The sequence below is a fragment of the Kitasatospora hibisci genome, assembly GCF_043950205.1.
GTDB classification, from domain to species: Bacteria; Actinomycetota; Actinomycetes; order Streptomycetales; family Streptomycetaceae; genus Kitasatospora; species Kitasatospora hibisci.
This window is the reverse complement of sequence record NZ_CP171642.1, coordinates 8,327,001-8,345,351: the sequence shown is the minus strand read 5'-3', so window position 1 is coordinate 8,345,351 and position 18,351 is coordinate 8,327,001. Positions and strand designations below refer to the sequence as shown.

Below are 18,351 nucleotides of genomic sequence, written 5' to 3'. Positions count from 1 at the left end.
CCCACCACCGCCCCACCGCGCCCTGCCCGGGCGGCGCGGGCACGGCGGAAGGTCATCGGTCTCGGCGCAGCCGGAGCACGCTGTCGGGCAGGAGGCGGGCCGTGGCGCCCGGGCGCGGGGACAGCTGGGCGGTGGGGAGGAGGTCGAGGTGCTCGCACCGCCAGCCGGTGGCCTCGAACGGGGTGAGGTCGGCGAGGCCGTGCATGGTCAGCGGTGTCCCGGCGGTGTGGGCGGCCGCGGTGAGGCCTTGCGCGGAGGCGACGGAAAGGACGTCGCAGATCCAGGCGGTGCCGATCCCGGCCAGCTCCGCGGCGAGTGCTCGGACCTGGGCGTCCGGCAGGTAGGCGAGCAGGCCCTCGGCGAGGATCAGGACCCGCCGGCCGGCCGTGCGGGGGCGCAGGAGCCCCGCCAGGGCGGCGACGTCGCGCAGGTCGCAGCGCAGCCGCTCGACCGGGACGGGCGCGGCCCCGGCCGGCAGCAGGCGGTCCTTCAGGTCGAGCACGGGCGCGCAGTCGATCTCGATCACCCGGCAGTGGGCCGGCCAGGCCAGACGGTAGGGGCGGGCGTCGAAGCCCGCGCCGAGGTTGACGCAGACCTCCCAGGGCGCCGCCCCGCCGCCGGTGCCTTGGTCGGTGCACCCGCCCGCGCCCTCGTCCGTGCCGCCGCCCGCGCCCCCGTCCGCACCCGGCTCGCCGAGCAGGCCGGCGAGCAGCCCGTCGACGGCGATCGCCCGGGCGACCAGCGAGGACGTCCCGGCGGTATGCCGGGTGACGCGGCGGATGGCAGCCGGGCAACGGGCGGCGAACCGCTCGGCGTACGGGTCGCGCAGGCCGCCGCGCGGGTCGGCCGTCGCCTCGGCGCGGGCGAGCGCGGTGAGGAAGGCGGTCGCGGGCACCTGCTCGGCGAGCGGGGGGTGCGCGGCGGTCACGACTACTCCCACCGGAACAGCCGGACGGCGGCGGCTCCGCCGGCCACGGCGACGCCCGCGAGCACGCCGAGGTCGAGCGCGACGTCGGTGGCGCTGTCCAACCAGGCGTGCTGGAGGAGCTTCACCGCATACGTCGCCGGCAGGGCGTCGCTGATCGCCTTCATGCCGGAGGGGAAGATCTGCAGCGGGATGGTCGCCCCGGAAAGGAAGATCATCGGAAAGTAGATCAGGTTGGCGACGGCCACCGCCACCCGTTCCGACTTCGCCACCGCGGCGACCACGCCGCCCACCGCGTACATCGCGAGCGCCGCGAGGAGGAGCGCTCCGACCGTCGCGGCGAGCGCGCCACCGGAGCTCGGCAGGTTCAGGTCGAAGAACAGGTACCCGGCCACCACCAACAGCAACGCGCCGACCAGGCTCAGCGCGATGTTCACCAGGCCCTGCGCGACCAGGAAGGCGGAGGCGTCGACCGGTGTCGCGCGGAAGCGCTTCAGGACCTTGCGGTCCCGGTACTCGGCCAGCCCGAGCGGGAAGCTCATCAGCCCGGTGACCGACACCACCAGGACCAGGTAGGCGGGCACCGACATGTCCACCGTGCCGCGCCCGTCGAACTGCTCGGACGGCTTGTTGCCGTAGATGCCGCCGAACATGCAGAGCATCAGCACCGGGAAGGCCAGTGCGAAGAAGACCGGGGCGAAGTTGCGCAGCATCCTGCGCGACTCGAACCGGAGGATCGGCCACAGTGTCTCCATCTCAGGCCACCCCCTTCCGCGCGGTACCGCCGACCAGGTTCAGGTAGGCGTCCTCGAAGGTCGGCGTCCGGCGGCTCACCGCGGAGGGCGGGAGCCCGGCGTCCGTGAGGAGGTGGACGATGCGGTCGTAGTCGGCGGGATAGGTCCCCGTGAACTCCGGACGTTCCGGCGTGCCGGGCAGCCGGGCCAGCCCGAGGCCGTCGAGCCGCTGCTCGATCCCTCCGGTCACGGCGCCGGGCCCGGCCCCCCGCCCGGCCTCCTGCCCGCCGCCGTCCGCGACGGCGCGCAGGTCGATCGAGAAGGTGGACGGGCCCGCGTGCGCCTCGGTCAGGCGCGCCGGCGTGTCGAGGGCGGCCAGTTCACCGGCCCGCAGCACGCCGACCCGGTCGCAGAGCGCCTCGACCTCGTCCATCGCGTGCGAGGTGAGCAGCACCGCGACGCCGCGCGCGGCCAGGTCGAGCACCGAGCGCCAGGTCTCCCGGCGCTGGTGGGGGTCCAGGCCGGTGGTGAGCTCGTCCAGGACGACCAGGCGGACGTCGCCGATCTGGGCGAGGGCCAGCGCGAGCCGCTGGCGCATGCCGCCGGAGAGGTCGGCGATCAGGCTGCGGCGGCGGTCGGCGAGGCCGAAGGACTCCAGCAGCGCGGTGGAGGCCCCGGGCGCCCGGTAGATCGCCTCGTAGAGCTCGCACAGCTCGCCCACCCGGGCGCGGCTGGGAAACTGCGACTCCTGGAGCTGCATCCCGACCAGGCGGGTGACGGCCTCGCGGTCCGTGCGGGGGTCGTGGCCGCAGACCGAGATCGCGCCGTCCCGGGCGGGCCGGCGCAGCCCGCCGACCGCCTCCACGATCGAGGTCTTGCCCGCGCCGTTCGGCCCGACCAGCCCGAACACCTCCCCGGGAGGGATCCGGAAGGAGACGTCGCGCACGGCGGTGAGCGCACCGTACGTGACGGTCAGTCGGTCGACCCTGACGACGGCCCCGGTGTCCGATTCCTCCACCGTCGGATCGGCGGACGGCTGGTTCACGGTCAAAGGGTGAGCCTCCTGGGAGTGGTGCGCGCTCCCGCGGAGGCGCTGAGGTGGGTGTAGAAGCCGGCGAAGGACATGTGCAGGGCCAGGGCGGGCAGGACGCCGCCGGTGGCCGCGGTCAGCAGGCCGCCGACCACGCCGAGGGTCACGCTCGACGTGCCCAGCACGTACGCCTGGACCGGGGTGGACACGAGGGCGACCTGGCCGGCGGCGAACAGGCAGGTGCTGACGGCGAGGGCGATGCCGAAGCCGCTGCCGAGCGCGCCGAAGCCCAGCAGGACCGCGCCGCGGAAGAGCAGTTCCTCGAAGAGGGCCGCGGCCGCCGGAATGATCCAGCGGTAGTGCCGGGGCAGCGCCAGGATCGAGGCGATCCACTGGACCCGGGCGATCTCGCCCGGGACGTCGACCCGCGGATCGGCCCGGTAGAGCAGCGACACGCAGAGGATGTTGGCGCTGGAGGTGCCGAGGACCGCGAGCAGCAGGGCGAGCGCCGTGGCCGGGGTGGGCCGTCCGACCAGGTCGCCGAGGGAGAGCGGGGTGGCTGCGAGCAGCGCGGTCAGCGCCAGCGCCCCCAGCCCGAGGTACAGCAGCGTACCGAAAACCGCGAACGCGGCGTCCGGGCTCTGTCCGGTCCGGCCGGCGAGCCGCAGTGCCGTCCGCCGGCGCCGGGCGGGGTCGTTGAACGGCACGCGGTACAGCGCCAGCCAGCCGGCGACCACGACAGCGCAGAGCCCGGCGTACCCGGGCGCGCTCATCGGGTCGCCTCCCGCGTGCCGGGGGTCTCGGTGTCGCCGTCCGGTGTCCACCGGCCGTCCGTCGGGTGCCGGCCGGCACGCTCCTGACGGACGGCCAGCAGGTGGACGGCGGCGTTCTGGGCGAGGTGCGCGACCAGCGGCACCGCCAGGCTTCCGGAGGCCACCAGGAGCACGCCGAAGACGGCTCCGGACAGCGTCTTCTGCACGACCGCGAGGCCGCCGAAGAAGAGGTGCCCGAGCGCGTAGGCCGGCGCCGCGACGGCGATCGCCGCGCCGGACGGCAACTCCAGGCGCTGGTGCAGGAGGCCGACCCAGAGACCCCGGTAGAGCAGTTCCTCCGCGACCGCGGTGACCAGGACGGCGGCGGCGTACCCGGAGGTCGCCACGCCGCTCGAACGGTGCACCGCGAGCCGCAGCCCGTGCGCGCCCCGCAGCAGTCGTGGCAACGCGCCGACCAGGAACTCCGCGCCCACCAGCGCGGCCCCGACCAGGACGGCGGCCGGCAGCCAGAACGCGTCGGCCCGCCAGTCGGTCAACGTGTCCGGGGCGAACCCACCGCTCGCCGCGACGGCGAGGGCCAGGCCGGTCACCACCAGGTAGGCCGCCGGGGCGCCGAGCAGCGCGAGCCACACCGCCCGGCCCCGTCCGCCGCCGGCACCGGCACCGCCCTTCGCCGGGCCCGAGCCGCCCGTCCCGCCGCCGGGGCCTCCACCAAGGCCGCCGCCGGGGCCGAACGCCGTTGCGACGCGCACCAGTTCGGCCGGTGCGACGGTGACCACCAGCACCAGGCACTCAAGGGAGCGGGTGTGGGACCACATGGGTCACACCCCCATGGCTCAGCATCCGCGGATGTCCCTTCGGGGGGAACCCGGGCAGGCACATGCTCAGCAGCTCCGGGACGACCGCCCGGACCACCCGCCACGGCGTGTCGGCCAGCTCCGGCGGCGTGATGTCCAGGTAGCCCGCCCACTCACTGACACCGGCGAGCTCGGCCAGCAGCCGGTGGATCGCCGTCCGGTCGTCGACCGCGTAGCCGGGCAGTCCGGCGAAGTCGACCCGCCCGGCGGTCCGGCTCTCCACGGCGGCCAGCTTGCGCCCGGCATCCCCTGGCGCGGCGAACCAGAGCACGTTGGTGTCCAGGTCGGTGTACGCCGAACCGGTCTGCGCGAAGTGCACGTTGGGCAGGTCGAAGACGGTGCTGAACATGCCGATGCCGAGGATCGCCGTCGCCTCGGCGGCCCCCCGCAGCAGCGCCTGGCGCGGCTGCGGGTCCGCCTGGAGCCCGAAGGCGATGTACGGCAGCCTGCCGTCCCGGCGCACCAGGGTCACCCCGATGTTCGGCAGCGGCAGGTCCGGCCGGGTGAGGTAGCTCGCCCGCACCTCGTACGGCCCGTCCGGTGCCAGCCCCGCCGCGGCCAGCAGTGCCCGGCCGTCCTCGTCGAGGTCGATCAGCGGCGCCCGGGCCCCGGTGTACCAGTTGAGGACGAAGGCGTCGATCTGGACGGCCTCGACGAGCGCCCCGAGCAGCGCCTTGTCCAGCGAGACGTGGGCGGCCGTCCCGGTGGAGAAGGACGGGGTGAACAGCTTGTCGCCGGCTCCGGCGTCACTGCGGAATCCGAGGAAGACCAGCTGCGCCGGCAGGTAGACCTCCTCCCCCGGCCGGGTCAGCGACGGGCAGGCGATCCACGCGATGACGTCGTCCTCGGTGGGGAGTTCGGGCGAGTAGCGGTGCATCATCCGGGCGAGCACCCGCTGCTGTTCGGCGTCGAAGATGCCCAGCAGCTCCAGCGGCAGGCAGCGGTGCCGGGACGACAGCGAGCGGTAGGACGCGTACTCGATCCGGTCCGCGAACAGCGGCATCGCCATGATCGCCGCGTAGCGCTCCACCGACTCGCCGGTGAGCCGGGTCACCGCCTCCTCGTTGGTGGAGCCGTAGCCGGCGAGGTGGTACTGCATCTGCAGGTGCGGGTCGCCGAGCGCCAGGCGGTGGTACTGCGGCATCGCCGCGGTGGCCGAGCGCAGGTACGGCTCACCGTCGATCGCGGCGACCGAGACCAGCATGCCGGGCAGGATCCCGCCCTGGTTGCCGCCGATCCGCCCGTAGCGGGCGAGCGCCTCGGCCATCCCCGGGTGACCCCGGGTCGGGATGCCGCTCATCGGCCTCCTCCGAGCGCCTCGCGGACGTGGCGGTCGACGACGACCCGGCTGCTGAAGTTGATCTCGCGCACGATGTCCCGGGCCACGTGGCCGCAGGCCGGGCAGGTCCCGATGCGCAGCACGTCCTGCGCCTGCATCTCGTACGTCGGCAGGTAGACGCTGAGCGCCCGGCCGAGGAACCGCGAGGTGCCGAGCGAGCGCAGCAGAACGGCCTCGTTCACCAGGTGGGCGCAGATCAGCGACTCCACGCCGTTGGCCCTGCCGCTGCCGGCGGAGGCGCCGGCCCCGACGAAGGCGTGGTAACCGATGTGGTCCTCCAGTCGGGCCAGCGAGCGCTGTTCGAAGCACTCCAGGCAGCCGGTGCGCGGGCTCTCGGCACCGACGACGGTCGCGAACGGGCCGTCGACCAGCCCGACCACCACCGGCTTCTCCAGGTGGCAGACCAGGCGGTTGAGGTTGCGCAGGGTCAGGATCGAGGCCTGGCCGAGGTGGACGACGAGCGAGTCGCAGTGCTCGACGGCCGCGCCCAGCCGCTTCAGCGCGTCTGCGGCCGCCAGGCCTCCCATCCCGGAGGTCAGGTCGGCGCTGCGCAGGCCGTCCAGGAAGCCGGCCGGCAGTGGTTCCAGCGGCACGCCGAGGGTCTCCGCCTGGGCGGAGAGGTAGGCGGTGGCGCTGGGCGAGTCGGCGGCGAAGCCGACCGTGGCGTCGACGGACTCGCCGGCGCCGTACAGGTCGAGGTTGCCGAGCAGGGCCCGGGCCATCTCGGCGCCGTGCTCGGACGGACGGTCGTGGGCCAGGAACCCGGCCTGCCGCAGCTCGTTGACGGCCAGCCGGAGGTTGGCCCGCTCGACCGGCGTCAGGTCGGCGGTCTCCGCGAACGACCCGTCGGCCGGCTTGCCGGCGGCCAGCGTCTCGAACAGCGCGGTCATCGCGGCCCGGACCGCGGGGGACTCCGCCCGCAGGTCGACGTTGACCTCGGAGAAGTTCCAGATGCCCCAGCGCAGCCGGACGACCCCCGGCTCGACGGCCAGGAGCCGGACGGACGTCGCCAGGACGATCCCCGGCTCGGACGGTGCGACGGTCATGATCAGGCCTCTCCGTGTCCGAGGAGCGTCAGGTGGACGACATGGCGCGACGTGCCGTCGCAGCCGAGGGTCTTCTCCAGGGTCTGCTTGTCGTACCCGCCCTGGTCGCACCCGATCATGCCGAGTGCGGTCCGGGCCAGGTGGACGTTCTGGGAGATCCCGCCGACCTCGATCAGGGCGAAGACCAGCCCGCTGTCGCCGTACTTCTGCGAGTTGGCGTACAGGTCGTAGACGTAGACCAGCGCGAAGGCGACCTTGTCGAGCTCGACGTCCGCCGTGAACAGTTGCCGGGCCAGGTCCACCGCGGACGGCGTCGCGCCGAGCGGCAGCAGCGTGTGGCTGTGCGGCTGGTACTCGTACGCGCCCCGGGCCAGCCCCTTCACGTGCTGGGCGAGGACCGCGAGCCGCACCGGGTAGAGGCCGCCGCCGGAGGGGGCGTTGCGCAGCGCCACCGCGGCGTCGCCGTCCTGGGCGGTGGGCACCGGCAGACTGCCGGAGACGCCCTGCGCGTGCCAGAGGACGGTCGCCAACTCGTCCAGTCCGACGGGCTTCCCGGAGAAGCCCCGGCCGCTGCGCCGCGCGGCCACCGTGGTGGTCAGGCCGGCGCGCAGCCGCCGGTGCGCGGGCAGGACGATCGCGCCGTCCAGCCGTTCCCGGAGGTCGCTGTGCGCGCTGGACAGGACGGCGTCGTGGCCGTAGAACCGCGACACCCCCAACTGCATGCCCAGGTCCCGGCCGCTGCGCCGGTGGTTGAGCAGCAGCTCCTCCCCCACGAAGCCGTGCACGGCCGGACTCCACCGGCCCCGCACAACCGACTCCGGCGCCCGCACCACCGTCGTCGCGCTGTACATCGACACGGAGGTGTGCTGTTGCCCGAACGCCGCCACGGTGGACACGTGGGCGTTCCGGCCCAGGTAGTCGGACACGGCCTCTTCGGAGTCCTTCAGTGACATCTCGGCCTTTCGCTCGACGAGGGTTGCGGGCGGCTGTGCGGCGAACGGGATGTGCGGTCCTTCGGACGTGCGGGGTGCTGCTGTGCGGGGTGCTGGTGAGCTGCGGAGCGCATACGGGCGTGCGGCGTGCTTGTCGGGCGGAGGCGGCCGCCGGCGGCCGCCTCCGCCCGACACCGGTGGCTACCAGCTGCAGCACGAGCTGCAGCAGCAGTTACCGCCGCCACAGGTGGTGCTGGCTCCCGGCGCGACCTGGACGAACGCACCGCCGGTGGCGGTGCTCCCAACCTGACTGGAGAAGCTCAACATGTTCCCTCACCTCCCATCGAGGGCACGAAGGAGAAGGATCTCGGCTCGGTCAGCCGACCGGGAGCGTAGCAGTCGCCACCCCGCCGGGGAACCGGTTTGGAAGCATCAACTTACCTACCGGTATGCAAACTTGACGATCACTCATGCAACTGCGGACACGCTGACCGCGGACCGGGCGACGCCGGGACCGTGCCACTGCTCGGCGAGCGGTGGCACGGCCCCGGGGTGGCAGCAAGAGGTCAGCGGAAGACCGGCGAGGCGTCGAAGGCCAGCTCCGCGCGGACGAGTTCGAGGAGGACGTCCGCGCGGGCACGGCCGCCGTCGAGCTGCGCGCGGTGCGCGAGCAAGCCCATGGCCGGGCCGCCGGCGGCGAGGGGGCGGTCACCGGTGGCGAGCAGGGCCTCGGCCAGCGCAGGGTGCTCGGCGTACTTGGCGCGGATCAGGTCCGTCAGCAGGGCGGAGCGGACCTGGTCCCACCGCTGCGTGCGCGGGGCGCGGTGGGCCAGCGCCTCGGCCTCGGGCGCGGTCGCGGCAGCCTCGACGGCGGCGCGGATCCCGACGTCGCGGGTGGACAGCGCCCAGTAGGCGTGGGTGACCGAGGCGTACCGGCGCCCGCCGTAGCCCACCGGGACGAGGTGACCGTTGCGCAGTGCCGGATCACCGGCCGTGGCGGCCTGCTCGTGGTCGATCCGGGCCCGCAGCACGGCGCGCTGCGGGAGCCGGGTGCGCAGCCGGTCGACGTCGAACTCGTTGCTCTGCCGGCCGGCGAAGGCGCGCAGTTCCTGGTCGAAGCCGGCGAGGGTGTCGTCGACCTGCTCCGGTACCCGGCGCACGGCCTCGACGAGGGCCGCGGCCCGGTCCGGCGTGGGGTCGTCCAGGTAGGCCTCCAGGACCAGCAGGCACCGCGCGCCCGCGTCGAGCCGGCCGGCCAGCCGGTCCAGGTCGTCGCGGACCACCTGGGCCAGGGCGCTCGGCGGTGCCCAGTTCTTCAGCCGGCCGAAGCGCCAGCGGCGCACCCGGAGCGCCACGCTCACGTCCTCCGGGTCGACGTCGCCGTCCACGGCGTCGTCCCCGACCGCACGCCCGTCCTCGTCCCGGTCGCGCTCCAGCCCGGCCAGGAGGTCACCGGCCGGGGCGAGGTCGCCCAGGAGGTCGACGTAGCCGTCGGCGCGGACGACGATCGCGCCCTCGTAGAAATCGCCGGCCAGGTCGACCTCGATCGGGTGCCGCCGGCCGCCGACGGCGGAGGTCGGCGGTATCGCAGGGGCGAACGCGGGCGGCCGGCGGGTGTCGTCGGTCATCGGTGCGAACCCTTCGTCCGGAGGTGGCGGGTGTCGGGGTCCGCCACGGCGTCCTGCGCGTCGACGTCGGCTGGAGCGCCGCCCTCGGCCGGGGCGTCGGACGGTTCCGGATCGACGGCGGCGAGCCAGAGCTGAATCTCCACGTCCCCGTCACCGACGACGAGGCAGGACTGCAGCACGAGCCGCCGCTCGCCCACGCCCCAGACCGTGGAGGTCTCGCCGTCGCCGCAGCGCAGGTAGATCTCGACCCCCGGCAGGGGCGCACCGAACCGGGCGCTCAGCCGCTCGACGGCGTCCTCCTCGATCTCCTGGAACCGCTCGACCGTCCACTCCTGGAGGTACGGGAACGCGTGCTGGTGCTCGGCGAAGAGGTTGACCTCCGCGACCACGCAGGCGGCGCCGAACGAGGTGCCGTCGACCTCCTCGTCCTCCCCCTCGGGGAGCTCGTAGGGGTCCTCGCGGTCGTCGAGGATCAGGCTGCAGGGCTCGAACCGGCGGGGTTCGGCCGCCAGCAGTTCCCCGGCGAGGTCGACGACGTCGCGCTCCGGGGCACCGGGGTACACCAGGTAGCCCGCCGCGTCCCGGGCGTGGGCGATCTCGGCGCGTTCGAAGGTCCCGGCGGCCGCCGCCGTCTCCCAGACCGTCGTACCGGCCCGGTCGACGATGCCGAGCACGACGCCGTCGGCGGAGGGCTGCACCCGGCAGACGTCCCGGCCGTCGCGGTCGACGTACGCGACCCCGCCGTCGCCGGTGACGAAGGGTGCCAACCCACCGCGGAAGCCGAGGATCCAGCCGTCGGCGTCGGTCAGCGGCTCGGGGTGGGCGACGGGGAAGAACCGTCCGTCGGCACGCAGGACGCCCCACGCCCGGCCGGGCGGCCGCGCCTCGGCGGCCGCGGCCGCCTGCGGGTCGCCGTCCTCCCCGATGTCGAAGAAGTGGGCCACCGCTGCGCCGCCCTCGTCGAAGTCCTCGGCCCACTCGTACTGCTGATCGATGACCTCCTCCCCGGTGGCATCCAGGTAGCCGTGCAGGTAGTCGTCGTCGAACCGGACCAGGCCGGCGCCGAAGGTGTCCGAGATCCGGTTGTCCGCCTTGATCACCAACTCGCCACGGGCGTTCACGAAGCCCTTGTAGTGGTTCCCGAGGGTGCCGCCGAGCACGTACGCCAGGCCGTTCTCGGCGAACGCGTCCAGCCGGGGGTAGGAGGGCTCCACGACCCACTCACCCGCCTCGTCGATCAGACCCCATCTCTTCCCCATTCGCACGGGCGCCACTCCGTGGGGCCCGAACGGGGACGCCCCGTCGAACCGCGCCTCGATGACCTGGCGGCCCGTGCGGTCCAGGTAGCCGCAGAGCCCGCTGTCGGCCATTCGCACGCCGACCAGCCCGTTGGGCCCGAACGCACCCACACCGCTGAACGGCCCGCTGATCACGATGCTCCCGGCGCCGTCGATGTAGCACCACCCGTCCTCGGTGGCGGCGACGGCCATGCCGTGCCGGAAGGAGTAGGCCTCCACCAGGGTCGGGGGTATCACGGGCGCACCGTCCGATCCGGCGTAGCCCCAGCGGCCGTCGGCGGCCTGGAACCGGGAGAGGCCGAACTCCTCGAACGCGCCGGCGTGCCGTAGCTCCGGTTCGGCCAGCCACGCGCCGCGATGGTCGAGGTAGCCCCAGCGCCCGTCCCCGTCGGCCGCGGGCGCGACGAACCCGCCGAAGCCGTCCGCGTGGAACGGCCCGACCCCACTCAGGTCCGGCTCCCGGAGCAACCGTCCGTCCGGGTCGACCAGCGCGTGGCGCGTCCCGGAGCCGGCCGGGTTCGGGCAGGGCACCGCGTACGGCGGCACGGCGGGCGGGATGGACGACATGGCACGGCTCCTCGCACTGGACGGACACGGCGTCACCGACGGCCGGGCCTGAAAGATGATCAGCGGAGCCTCATGCTAGGCCGCCGGTACGACTTCGCGGACGGCGGTCAGATCGGTGACAGCGTGTCCGCTTCCGGGCCACCCTCCAGCGCAGCTGCCCGATTCCTGGTCGCCAGGATCTCCCGTGCCTCCTCGGTGCCGGGGACATCGTCCAGTTGTGCGAGCAGTTCCTCCCAGAACTCCTGGGCCGAATCGACCCAGCCCGTGATCACCTGCACCCTGCTGTCCAGCTCCGACGTCCAGAACTTCTGCCTGTGCCTCCCGGTCCAGCCACGCACACTCAGCCGCACGACCACGTTGGCCGCCTGCGCGGCAACCGGACCCGCGGCCGCACCGGCGATCGCGACCTCGGCGCCGTGCGGAGCCAGACAGTAGTTCAGAGCGGCACCCGCCGCCTCCACGACGATGGAGACCACGAAATCCCGCGCACGATTCGGCGAGAGACCTGGCACCGGGTGGGACCGGAGGGTGTTCGTGCAGATCTGCAGTACATCGATGTACGAACGCATCAGCGCGGCCGCGCCGCTCTCCTCGTCGTTGAACATCTCCAGGGGCGCAGCGAGCAAGGAGTCGAGCCGGGCCCGGTAGAGCGTCCATTCATCGGACTCCCGTACGGCGACGACGTCCCGTAGGGAGAGATCCTTGAAGCTCTCCAGGTACATGGTCTCCTGCAGGTAGTCGAAGGCGACACCCCGCAGGAGGGTGGCGAGCTCGTGGGCCGACAGCTGGGTTCCCGGATCCCGCCGGGGAGGTTCCCATTCCTGCAGGACGGTTCGATGAAGGCCCTTGGCCGGAGTGAGCGCCAGGGTCTCGATACCGACGGCGAGATTCACGTTGTACGCGAGGTCGAGCAGCTGCTTGATCAATCCGGAGTACGGCTTCGTCGGGTCGTACCTGCCTTCCGCGGGTTCGGTGCGGTCGACGATGACGAATCGCTTGTACAGCGCCTCGCGCGTCACCACGGTCTCTGTGGACGAAAGCTCCGAACAGGCGTCGGCCACTTGCCGGAGGACCTGCTTCAGCTCTTCGGCGCTCGCCTCACTGACGCCGAGGTCCCTTGCCAGATCCGCCTTTCGCAAGGTCACGAGCGACATGACTCGCTGGGGGAACGTCCGGCCGAGCCGGCCCATGATCTGGCCGGAGTTCCCCACGGAATCCGCCCAGTCGAACTTCAGGCTGTGGACGTAGGCCTCGCCGGCAACACCACTCCACGCGGCCCACCCGTCACTGAGGACCGAGAAGTTCGGCGCCTTGCTGTCATCGACGGCCGTGGGGCGGTCGGCCGGGGTCCGCTCGTTCACCAGGATCTGCACGATTCCGCCGGACGACAGGAGCGAGATGAACGCCTCGCGGTCCGGAGATCCCCGGGAAAAGTCCCGGAAGACCATCGGATTGTTGTACAGAAAGGCCCGATTGACCAGCACTTGCGGAGAGTTCAAGAGAGAGCGAATATAATCGGCGCGGGCGACCTCCCACAACGACTCCTCGACCTCCAGGAGCGATCTTCCATCGGCTAACATCTCAGACAGGAGTCCCGGTGGAACCCACTGATTGTCCAGCGACTGGGCCACCACTGCGGACAGTTCCAGGTCTTTTACACCCATGCGGCGGAAGGTTTCCACGACGCCTCCCCGGATCTTTGGCCCGCTGTCTCCAGCGTGGCACCTTCGGCAGGGTATGGAAACCCCCGACCCGAAGACAGCCCTCGTTCATGCGACGAGACCGCGGAGAAGTGCAATGGCGAACTCCATGATCCGCTACGCCCAGTTACGCGCACGACACCCCGAGAGATTCGTGAACACTCCCGGAGGTATCGACATCCTCAGCGATCCGGACGAGATCGCTGCCGCGATCGCGGCAGCGGGCGCGTCGCCCCCGGAATCAGGGCTGGTCCATTCCGACCGGTACATCACCGTCGTGCGCGATCCCGTTCGCTTTCCGGACGGCCGCCTCGGACTGTACACAAGGATTCTGACGACAGAAGACAACACCGGTGTCGTCATTCTTCCGATGCTCCGCGACGCGATCCTCCTGATCGAGCACTTCCGACACGCCACCCGGACCTGGCACCTGGAGGCGCCCCGTGGCTTCGGTGTGAAGGGAATGGACGGCCGGGAGAACGCCGCCAGAGAGCTGGAGGAGGAGATCGGCGCGCGCACGGTCGAGATCGCTCCGCTCGGCGTTCTCTACGCCGATTCCGGTCTCCTTGCGGACCACGTCGCGCTCTTCACGGCGCGGATCGGAGATTTCGGCGGCCTGGACACGGCCGAGGGAATCCGCCGACTCGTACCCATGACCTCCGCCGAGGTCCGTTCCGCCATTGGCGACGGTCGGATCAACGACGGATTCACGATCTCCGCGTTCACTCGCGCATGGCTGGGTGGGCACCTGAGTTGACACTCTCGCGGCGTCCCCGGCGCCGCTCGGACCGGCCGCCGACGGGGCGCCGTCAAGCGCCGGCGGTGGCGAGGGCGGCCCAGAGGGCGAGGGTGGCGGCGAGCAGGCGGCGGGGACGGTGAGGATGCCGAGGAGGGTGAACTGCCGCAACTGGACGTCGTGTTCGTGGTGGTGGGTGATGCGCCGCCACAGGAGGGTGGCCAGGGAGCCGGCGTAGGTGAGGTTCGGGCCGATGTTGACCCCGAGCAGCACCGCGAGGACGGCCCCGGAGCCGGAGGGTGCGGCGAGCGGAACGAGGGCGAGCACCGCGGGCAGGTTGTTGATCAGGTTGGCGAGCAGCGCGGAGACGGCGGCCGTGCCCAGCAGCGCCGGGAGCGAGGTACCCGCGGGGAGGACACCACCGAGTGCGTCACCGAGGCCGTTGTCGACGACCGCACGGACGACGACGCCGAGGGCGAGGACGAAGGCGAGGAACGGCAGCGCCGTCGAGCGCAGGATCGCGACCGGGGTGGTGCGGCGGTGGGCCAAGGCACGGACGGCCATGACGGCGGCGGCGGTCGCCGCCACCCAGACCGGGTCGACGCCCACCGCGGAGGCCACCGCGAAGCCTCCCAGCGTCAGGCCGACGGTCACCAGCGCGAACAGCGGCAGCTCCGGCGGTTCCTGCCCGTCCCCGGGCTGGACGGGTGCGTCGAGGTCCGCGGCGAAGAAGCGGCGGAAGACGGCGTACTCCACCGCGATGGCGGCCAGCCAGGGCAGCGTCATCAGCAGGGCGAAGCGGGTGAAGGTCAGGCCCGTGGCGGTGAAGGCGAGTAGGTTGGTCAGGTTCGACACCGGCAGCAGCAGGGAGGCCGTGTTCGAGAGGTGGGCGGCCGCGTAGGCGTGCGGCGCCGGCCGGGCGCCCATCCGGGCTGCGGTGGCGAAGACGACCGGAGTGAGCAGGACGACGGTCGCGTCGAGGCTGAGCGCCGCGGTGATCAGCGAGGCCAGGGCGAAGACCGCGCCGAGCAGCCGCCGCGGCCTGCGCCGCGCCCAGCGGGTCATCCAGGTACCGCAGGCGTGGAAGAGCCCTTCGTCGTCGCAGAGCTTGGCCAGGACCAGTACCGCGGCGAGGAAGCCGATCACCGGGCCCAGCCGGGCGGCCTCCTCCCCCGCGGCCGCCCGGCCGATCGCCCCCGTTGCGACGACCAGGCCGGCGGCGGGTACCGCGAAGGCGGCCTCCGGCCAGCGGAAAGGACGGACGACCGCACAGACCAGCACCACGACCAGCGCGGCGACGGACAGGGACTCGAACAACACGGCGCCGATCATCCACGGTCCGCTCCCGGGGCTGCAACCGGCCCCGGGACCGGCACACCGGTCGCCCGCCCCGGTCGGGCCGCGGGTGGCGTGGGCCTACGCCCGTGGTCGTAGGCCCACGCCCTCACGGCCGAGGACATCCGGCCGATGTTCGCGGCACCTTGATCCACTAGAACTGACGTCGGCACATCAAGGGAACGAGGACCATGACCCACCGCATCCGACGCGTGGCCGCCGGGCACTGGCGCGAACTCCGCGCGATCCGGCTGGAGGCGCTGCGGGATTCACCGAAGGCGTTCGACGAGTCCTTCGCCGAGGCCGCCGCCCGCGACGACGCCTACTGGCGGGCGAAGGCGGCCGCCGGGGCGACGTCGGGGGAATCGGCGCTGTTCGCCGCCCGCGACCGGTCCGGGGCTTGGGTGGGGATGGCCGGAGCCGCACCGCTCCCGGACATCCCCGACCACGCCCACGTCCACGGCGTGTACGTGTCGCCCGCGCACCGTGGCCCGGACGGGCCCGCCGTCGCGCTGATGGACGCGGCGATCGACTTCGCGCGGGAGCACACCGAGGCCGCGCAGCTGACCCTGGGCGTCCACGAGGACAACCCGCGGGCCCGGGCGTTCTACCGGCGGCTCGGGTTCACTGACACCGGCGAGACGGTCCCGTACGTGCTCGACCCGTCCGAGAAGCTCCACATCCTGGGCTACCCGGACTTCCGCGTGCAGAGCTGTAGGCGGACGGAGCGGCCGCGGTCCTGACGAGCGGCCGGAACAGCAGAGCGGCGGGCGACCGACCGTCGGCCGCACTCATCGGTGAACGGGAACGCGACGACCGGGCCCTCTTGGAGCGCCCGGTGCAAGGAGTGGTGACGCATGTCCACAGCGACGGCACTGGCCGGTCGGCGGATCGTGGTGACCGGGGCCGGCCGGGACTTCGGCCGGACGCTGGCCGTCCGCCTGGCGGCGAGCGGCGCCGAGGTCTTCCTCTCGGCGCGGAGCCTCGCCGCGGCGGAGGCCGTCCGGGACGAGATCCGTGTGCTGGGGCACGAGGCCGTCCACGCCTTCGCCTGCGACCTGAGCGACCCGGCCTCGATCCGCGGGTTCGCCGCCGCCGTCGCCGAGCGTACCGACCGTGTCGACGTCCTGATCAACAACGGTGCGCGCTGGCTGACCGGGCCGGATCTCCTCGCCGGCTCGGACGACGACGTCGTCGAGACCATCGCCTCGGGCGCAACCGGCACCGTCCTGACGGTGCGGAACTTCCTGCCGCTGCTGCTGGCCTCCGACCGTCCGGACGTGGTGACCATGGTGTCGGCCTGCGGGACGGCCGGGCACGACCGGTCGAACGCCCACGACGCCTTCTACGCGGCCAAGAGCGCGCAGGCCGGATTCGGCGAGATCCTCTCCAAGCGCCTGCGCGGCCGGGGCGTGCGGGTGATCTCCCTGTACCCGCCGGACTTCGACAACCCGGATCCGCTCTCCGACCAGTGGGAGAACACACCCCGGGAGGCGACCGACCCGCTGACGGCCCGGTCGATCGTCGAGTGCATCGTCTTCGCCGTCACCCAGCCACGCGACTGCTTCATCAAAGCCTTCCACTTCGAGCAGGTCTGAACACGGCCCCCACACCGCCTCCGGTGCCGAACCGGGAGAAGAACCGGACCAGACGGCACGGTTGATCGGACCGACGGCGCACGAAAGACTGGGGCCGGTGGGGCGCCCACGGCGGGCGCCGCACGGCCGTTGCCGTCCGCAACCCGGGAGTGTCCGCCGATGTCCGAGCTCCTACCCGCACTGCCGACCGGCTACCGGGCCCGCGCGGCGAGCGCCGAGGACCTGGGCGCCGTCCACCGGCTGGTCACGGCCTGCGAGCGCGAGCTCTACGGCCGGGCGCAGACCGACACCGGAGGCGTCGCCGCCGACTTCGCCCGGCCGGGCCTGGTCCCGGAGTCGGACACGTTGCTCGTCCACGCCCCGGACGGGCACCTCGCCGCACATGCCTGGGTGAATCGCCGGTCCAAGGTGGACGTCCATCCCGGGCACCGGGGCCGCGGTCTGGGCGCCGCACTCCTGGACTGGGCCGAGGCCCGGGCGCGGCAGGCGGGCGGCGCGCAGATCGTCCAGAGCGTCCCGGACGGCGACTCGGCCGCCGTCGCCCTGCTGCGGTCACGCGGCTACGAACCGATGGTGACGGAGTGGCAGCTGGAGTTCGGCCTGGCCGAGGCGGCGGTGCCCGCGGTGCCCGAACCTCCCGAGGGCATCACCGTCCGGCCGTTCCGTCTCGGCGGCGCGGCCGGTGAGCATGACGCGCGCGCCGCCCACCGGCTCGTCCAGGACGCCTTCGACGCATGGCAGCCTCGACGCATGGACTACGAGGAGTGGGCCCGGCACACCGTCGAGCGTCCCGCCTTCGCCCCGGCGATGTCGCCGCTTGCCTTCGCCGGTGACCAACTGGTGGGCGGGGCGATCGCGTTGGACCTTCCCGAAACCGGCGAGGGGTACCTCGAACAGGTCGCAGTCCGCCGTGACCACCGCAACCGGGGTATCGCCCGTCTGCTCCTGCGGCACGCCTTCCGCGCCTTCCAGCAGCAGGGCCGGCACACCTGCTCCCTCTGGACGCATTCGGACACCGGCGCGCTGGCCCTCTACCTGCGGGTCGGCATGACGGTCCGGCACAGCTCCACGGTCCACCGGAAGCGCCTGGGCCCGGCCCGGCCGCCCGTCTGACGTCGGCGGCGCCGGCGCGGGACGGCAGCCGCCGGCCGATCCGGCGGCTGCGCATCGACGACGCCTGGTCCACCGGAGCCCGGGGACCGTCTCGGGCGGCTGGGCCAGACCCTACCCACGCGACACCGGATCTAGCCCTGCCGGATCGCGGAGAGGTCGAACTCCAGGACGACCTTGTCGCCCACCAGCACGCCGCCGCCCTCCAGGGCTGCGTTCCAGGTCACGCCGAAGTCCTTGCGGGAGATGGTCACCGATCCCTCCAGGCCGACCCGTAGGTTGCCGTCGGGGTCGACGGCGTTGCCCGTGTACTCGAAGTCGATGCTGACCGGGCGGGTGGTCTCCTTGATCGTCAGGTCGCCCGTGGCGCGGTACTCGGTGTCGGAGCGCGGTTCGACCGAGGTGGTACGGAAGGTGATGTCGGGGAAGTTGGGAACGTCCAGGAAGTCGTTGGTGCGCAGGTGCTGGTCGCGCTGCTCGACACCGCTGTCGATGCTCTCCGCCTTGATCACCACCCGGCCGGTGGAGCGGGCCGGGTCCGCGCCGTCGAGGTGGGCGGTGCCGTCGAACTTGTGGAATGCGCCGCGGACCTTGGTCACCATGGCGTGGCGGGCGACGAAGCCGATCCGGCTGTGGACCGGGTCGAGGACGTAGTCCCCGGTGAGCTCGGGCAGGCTGACGGTCATGGTCGAGATGCCTCCGTAGGACCGGGATCCCGGCGGCGTGGCGCCCGGATCGTTCCG

At 72.8% G+C, this 18,351-nt stretch carries 16 protein-coding genes and 1 pseudogene; 4 read left to right on the top strand and 13 right to left on the bottom strand.

Features of this window, described 5'->3' with window-relative positions:
- Nucleotides 1–52: 52 nt before the first annotated feature.
- The 11 genes from ACF9IK_RS36285 to ACF9IK_RS36235 form a co-directional block, all read right to left on the bottom strand.
- Nucleotides 53–928, bottom strand: a complete 876-nt coding sequence (locus ACF9IK_RS36285) for a class I SAM-dependent methyltransferase (RefSeq protein ID WP_395298315.1) — start codon at nucleotides 926–928, stop codon at nucleotides 53–55.
- Nucleotides 929–930: 2 nt separating this feature from the next.
- Nucleotides 931–1,680, bottom strand: a complete 750-nt coding sequence (locus tag ACF9IK_RS36280; RefSeq protein WP_395298314.1) for an ABC transporter permease — start codon at nucleotides 1,678–1,680, stop codon at nucleotides 931–933.
- Nucleotide 1,681: 1 nt separating this feature from the next.
- Nucleotides 1,682–2,704, bottom strand: coding sequence for an ABC transporter ATP-binding protein (locus tag ACF9IK_RS36275; protein WP_395298313.1), 1,023 nt, complete (start codon nucleotides 2,702–2,704; stop codon nucleotides 1,682–1,684).
- 2 nt (nucleotides 2,705–2,706) lie between these two features.
- Entirely contained in the window at nucleotides 2,707–3,462 is a 756-nt protein-coding gene (locus ACF9IK_RS36270; protein WP_395298312.1) for a CPBP family glutamic-type intramembrane protease, read from the bottom strand.
- Entirely contained in the window at nucleotides 3,459–4,280 is an 822-nt protein-coding gene (locus tag ACF9IK_RS36265) for a CPBP family intramembrane glutamic endopeptidase (RefSeq protein WP_395298311.1), read from the bottom strand. The genes ACF9IK_RS36270 and ACF9IK_RS36265 overlap by 4 nt, the downstream gene beginning before the upstream one ends.
- Nucleotides 4,255–5,619 (bottom strand): YcaO-like family protein, encoded by a 1,365-nt coding sequence (locus ACF9IK_RS36260; RefSeq protein ID WP_395298310.1) that lies wholly within the window; start codon nucleotides 5,617–5,619, stop codon nucleotides 4,255–4,257. The genes ACF9IK_RS36265 and ACF9IK_RS36260 overlap by 26 nt, the downstream gene beginning before the upstream one ends.
- Nucleotides 5,616–6,704, bottom strand: a complete 1,089-nt coding sequence (locus tag ACF9IK_RS36255) for a hypothetical protein (protein WP_395298309.1) — start codon at nucleotides 6,702–6,704, stop codon at nucleotides 5,616–5,618. Before ACF9IK_RS36255 ends, ACF9IK_RS36260 begins: the two co-directional genes overlap by 4 nt.
- A 2-nt stretch (nucleotides 6,705–6,706) precedes the next feature.
- Complete coding sequence (locus ACF9IK_RS36250) at nucleotides 6,707–7,657, bottom strand: SagB family peptide dehydrogenase (protein WP_395298308.1); 951 nt, start codon at nucleotides 7,655–7,657, stop codon at nucleotides 6,707–6,709.
- Nucleotides 7,658–8,202: 545 nt separating this feature from the next.
- The gene (locus ACF9IK_RS36245) at nucleotides 8,203–9,264 is read right to left on the bottom strand and encodes a hypothetical protein (protein ID WP_395298307.1); all 1,062 of its coding nucleotides are present in this window, start codon (nucleotides 9,262–9,264) and stop codon (nucleotides 8,203–8,205) included.
- Nucleotides 9,261–11,129, bottom strand: a complete 1,869-nt coding sequence (locus ACF9IK_RS36240) for a WG repeat-containing protein (RefSeq protein ID WP_395298306.1) — start codon at nucleotides 11,127–11,129, stop codon at nucleotides 9,261–9,263. The genes ACF9IK_RS36245 and ACF9IK_RS36240 overlap by 4 nt, the downstream gene beginning before the upstream one ends.
- Nucleotides 11,130–11,236: 107 nt before the next feature.
- Nucleotides 11,237–12,811 (bottom strand): hypothetical protein, encoded by a 1,575-nt coding sequence (locus tag ACF9IK_RS36235; protein ID WP_395298305.1) that lies wholly within the window; start codon nucleotides 12,809–12,811, stop codon nucleotides 11,237–11,239.
- On the opposite strand from ACF9IK_RS36235, the gene ACF9IK_RS36230 reads away from it, so the two are divergent.
- A complete protein-coding gene (locus tag ACF9IK_RS36230) occupies nucleotides 12,792–13,586 on the top strand; it encodes an NUDIX hydrolase (protein WP_395298304.1) in 795 nt (264 codons plus the stop codon). The two genes, ACF9IK_RS36235 and ACF9IK_RS36230, sit on opposite strands and share 20 nt — an antisense overlap.
- Before the next feature lie 52 nt (nucleotides 13,587–13,638).
- On the opposite strand, the pseudogene ACF9IK_RS36225 reads toward ACF9IK_RS36230, so the two are convergent.
- A pseudogene (locus ACF9IK_RS36225) lies at nucleotides 13,639–14,897 on the bottom strand (SLC13 family permease).
- 194 nt (nucleotides 14,898–15,091) lie between these two features.
- Between ACF9IK_RS36225 and ACF9IK_RS36220 the strand changes: the two are divergent.
- The 3 genes from ACF9IK_RS36220 to ACF9IK_RS36210 all read left to right on the top strand — a co-directional run bounded on the left by ACF9IK_RS36220 (nucleotide 15,092) and on the right by ACF9IK_RS36210 (nucleotide 17,611).
- Nucleotides 15,092–15,643: a GNAT family N-acetyltransferase gene (locus ACF9IK_RS36220; protein ID WP_395298303.1), complete on the top strand. Its 552-nt coding sequence runs from the start codon at nucleotides 15,092–15,094 to the stop codon at nucleotides 15,641–15,643.
- 114 nt (nucleotides 15,644–15,757) lie between these two features.
- Nucleotides 15,758–16,498 (top strand): SDR family oxidoreductase, encoded by a 741-nt coding sequence (locus ACF9IK_RS36215; protein ID WP_395298302.1) that lies wholly within the window; start codon nucleotides 15,758–15,760, stop codon nucleotides 16,496–16,498.
- A gap of 159 nt (nucleotides 16,499–16,657) precedes the next feature.
- The gene (locus ACF9IK_RS36210; protein WP_395298301.1) at nucleotides 16,658–17,611 is read left to right on the top strand and encodes a GNAT family N-acetyltransferase; all 954 of its coding nucleotides are present in this window, start codon (nucleotides 16,658–16,660) and stop codon (nucleotides 17,609–17,611) included.
- 131 nt (nucleotides 17,612–17,742) lie between these two features.
- Here ACF9IK_RS36210 and ACF9IK_RS36205 read toward each other — a convergent pair whose 3' ends face one another.
- Nucleotides 17,743–18,294, bottom strand: a complete 552-nt coding sequence (locus ACF9IK_RS36205; RefSeq protein ID WP_395298300.1) for a YceI family protein — start codon at nucleotides 18,292–18,294, stop codon at nucleotides 17,743–17,745.
- Nucleotides 18,295–18,351 lie beyond the last annotated feature (57 nt).

Coding starts and splice junctions, on each gene's coding strand:
- ACF9IK_RS36270 (WP_395298312.1), bottom strand. CDS start 3,462: ATGAGCGCGCCCGGGTACGCCGGGCTCTGCGCTGTCGTGGTCGCCGGC.
- ACF9IK_RS36240 (WP_395298306.1), bottom strand. CDS start 11,129: ATGTCGTCCATCCCGCCCGCCGTGCCGCCGTACGCGGTGCCCTGCCCG.
- ACF9IK_RS36230 (WP_395298304.1), top strand. CDS start 12,792: ATGCGGCGGAAGGTTTCCACGACGCCTCCCCGGATCTTTGGCCCGCTG.
- ACF9IK_RS36260 (WP_395298310.1), bottom strand. CDS start 5,619: ATGAGCGGCATCCCGACCCGGGGTCACCCGGGGATGGCCGAGGCGCTC.
- ACF9IK_RS36215 (WP_395298302.1), top strand. CDS start 15,758: ATGTCCACAGCGACGGCACTGGCCGGTCGGCGGATCGTGGTGACCGGG.
- ACF9IK_RS36250 (WP_395298308.1), bottom strand. CDS start 7,657: ATGTCACTGAAGGACTCCGAAGAGGCCGTGTCCGACTACCTGGGCCGG.
- ACF9IK_RS36265 (WP_395298311.1), bottom strand. CDS start 4,280: ATGTGGTCCCACACCCGCTCCCTTGAGTGCCTGGTGCTGGTGGTCACC.
- ACF9IK_RS36205 (WP_395298300.1), bottom strand. CDS start 18,294: ATGACCGTCAGCCTGCCCGAGCTCACCGGGGACTACGTCCTCGACCCG.
- ACF9IK_RS36280 (WP_395298314.1), bottom strand. CDS start 1,680: ATGGAGACACTGTGGCCGATCCTCCGGTTCGAGTCGCGCAGGATGCTG.
- ACF9IK_RS36255 (WP_395298309.1), bottom strand. CDS start 6,704: ATGACCGTCGCACCGTCCGAGCCGGGGATCGTCCTGGCGACGTCCGTC.
- ACF9IK_RS36245 (WP_395298307.1), bottom strand. CDS start 9,264: ATGACCGACGACACCCGCCGGCCGCCCGCGTTCGCCCCTGCGATACCG.
- ACF9IK_RS36220 (WP_395298303.1), top strand. CDS start 15,092: ATGACCCACCGCATCCGACGCGTGGCCGCCGGGCACTGGCGCGAACTC.
- ACF9IK_RS36210 (WP_395298301.1), top strand. CDS start 16,658: ATGTCCGAGCTCCTACCCGCACTGCCGACCGGCTACCGGGCCCGCGCG.